This is a genomic window from Flavobacterium aquidurense, from assembly GCF_002217195.1.
Classification (GTDB): domain Bacteria; phylum Bacteroidota; class Bacteroidia; order Flavobacteriales; family Flavobacteriaceae; genus Flavobacterium; species Flavobacterium frigidimaris.
Window position 1 is genome coordinate 1 of sequence record NZ_MUGR01000067.1, and the last position, 2483, is coordinate 2483.

At 33.7% G+C, this 2483-nt stretch carries 1 protein-coding gene; it reads right to left on the reverse strand.

All coding sequences use genetic code 11. The features are described from left to right. Window positions 1-184 precede the first annotated feature (184 nt). Window positions 185-2326: a TonB-dependent receptor gene (locus B0A67_RS23865; RefSeq protein ID WP_072965310.1), complete on the reverse strand. Its 2142-nt coding sequence runs from the start codon at window positions 2324-2326 to the stop codon at window positions 185-187. Between the last annotated feature and the right edge of the window lie 157 nt (window positions 2327-2483).

Sequence of the window (2483 nt, forward strand, 5' to 3'; positions counted from 1 at the left end):
TGATTGTCAGAAATGTTTGTCGAGTAATTTTTCACTGTAATTTAATTGATTAGTAACCAACAAGTTACGGAAAATAAACAACATAAACAACTGACAATCAGTTTTTTATAAGATTATTTTATAAAATAAACGCCGTACGAATTTTTCTAATTTAATTTTTAAACAGGCTCTTAATAATGCACTACTAGTATTTAAAACTTAATGTCAATGTATAATATCGTCCATTACCTCTTACATATTCAGCATCTCTTGCAGTGTACATAGATGTAGGAGTAAAATAGGTTTTATTAAACAGGTTCTCTACTCCCAGCCCTAACATTATAAACTGATTAAATTTATAACTTCCCTGAAAGTTGAATAGATTGAAAGATTCTACAGGCCCTTCTCCTTCTTCATATTTCCCAGATTTATCCGGAGAAAACCGATCCCTTTTGAATGAGTACATATGATATAGACCTAAATTCAGTTTTTTATCATCTGACATCCATTTAACATAAGAATTTAGTCTTGGCGGAGCAATTCTCAACCCGCTCAGATATTTTTGATAGGTATTGTCATTATTTACATCTACCTTCCCTTCCTGATAAGTATAATTCACGCCTATATTCAATCCTCTTGCCGGATAAACATTCATTACAAGATCTACTCCACTAATATATTGTGGTGCTCGCAATGGTGTCCAAAAACCATTCACAGAAACTAAATCTGCACCAAGCTTAGAGTAATTATAAAAATAACTTGCAGAAAAGTCTATAACTTTACCTATTTTACTATTAAAACCTATTTCGTAGCTGTCTACTACAACGGGTTCTGTGTTAATTTCGTTTAGCACATTACTTTTAGCATCTCTCAGTACACGTCCAAGATCATAAATGTTGAATCCTCTGGAATAGGATGTAAATGGCTGGAAATAGCTAAAGGCGGTATAACTAAGTCCGGCATTGTATGAGAAGTTTTTATACTTCAGACTTCCTCCCTGTACATTAAAAGCACTGTCTTTTCCGGAAGGAAGCGTTGTATAATCCGGAACTTTTATATTCATTAAATCCCAACGGCTTCCCATTTTTACTGTTAAATCTTCCGTAAGATATAGTTTACTTTGTATAAATGGTGCAAATGCCATCATATTCAATTCAGGAACCCATACTCTGCCATCTACTAATGGCTGCGTAGTATGTTCATTCAGTAAATCTATACCATAAGTAAGTGAAGCTTTTAATATACCTTCTTTTCTGAATTCTGTATTAAAGTCGGTACGAAAGCCATATTTCTTTTCCAGAATTGCAGATTGGCCACCTGTTTTCCAACGGGGAGCTTCTCTGTAGTCGTAAATTGTATAAAAGTCTTGAAAATAAACGGATGCATTGAACGATGTATTACGGAATATAGAAGTATTGCTATATTTCAAATAAGCGTTGTGATTATATTTAGTTCCTTCTTTTACACCAAGACTTTCTCCTATTTTACCAGTTGACGGCCTTTCACCATACTTTCCTTTATCCAGGATATATTTGGAATCCTGCAAACTAGAATAGTAATTGTACATCAATTCTATTCTGCTTTTGTCATTGAAGGAATAACCCAATTTTGCAAAGGCATTATTTACCTTTGTTTCACCAAGTCCATATCTGGGGTTTTGGACTAAACCTTCTCCATCTATCTTAACGCCATTCTCTGTGAAGGTTCCGTTTACCAGATAATCAAATTTGCCCAGCTTTCCATAAAAGCTCTGTGATATTCTATATCCGGCTCCTCCCTCAGATTTAAACATCTTGTTATTGAATAATTCATGCCCCGTAAACCCCAAGACAGTTTTTCCGGATATTGACTTTTTCGAATTATCTTTTTGAGTTATATAATTAATAATCCCTCCTTCTGCACCATTTCCATAAATAGATGTTGCTCCTTTAACAACTTCAATTCTTTCAAGTACAGAAGGATCTATACTTCTAATCTCTCTGTCGTTATTCCGAAGCGGGCTGGATTGTGGAATTCCGTCTATCATTATCAATACATTTCTTCCTCTTAATGTTTGCCCTCTGTTTCCGACCAGATTATTTCCAAAAGCCAATCCGGGAACCTGATAAGCAAGGATGTTACTAAGATCCGGAGAAATTGCAGCTTGCTCTTCAATTTCTTTACGGTTGACAATGTGTACTGTTGAGGCTGTTTTCTTTATTATCTCTGGTGTCCTGGTTACTGTTATAATGACTTCATCAAGCCTTCCTTGTTTAACAGAATCATTTACCTTAATAACATTTTTCTGGGCTTTTGCAATTCCCGATACAAGGAATACACTCCCTAAGCATAATAGTGTTTTTTTCATTTGGTAGTAGTGTGTAATTATTTTTATTTAGAATAAACAAAATTAAAAATTATTCATAATCTCGCAAAAGAAAATCTAATTATAATTTTACAATGTAATAAGAGCCTGTTTAAATTTTATTCAATAAATTTTTTATAGCGGATAATTTTACCATATT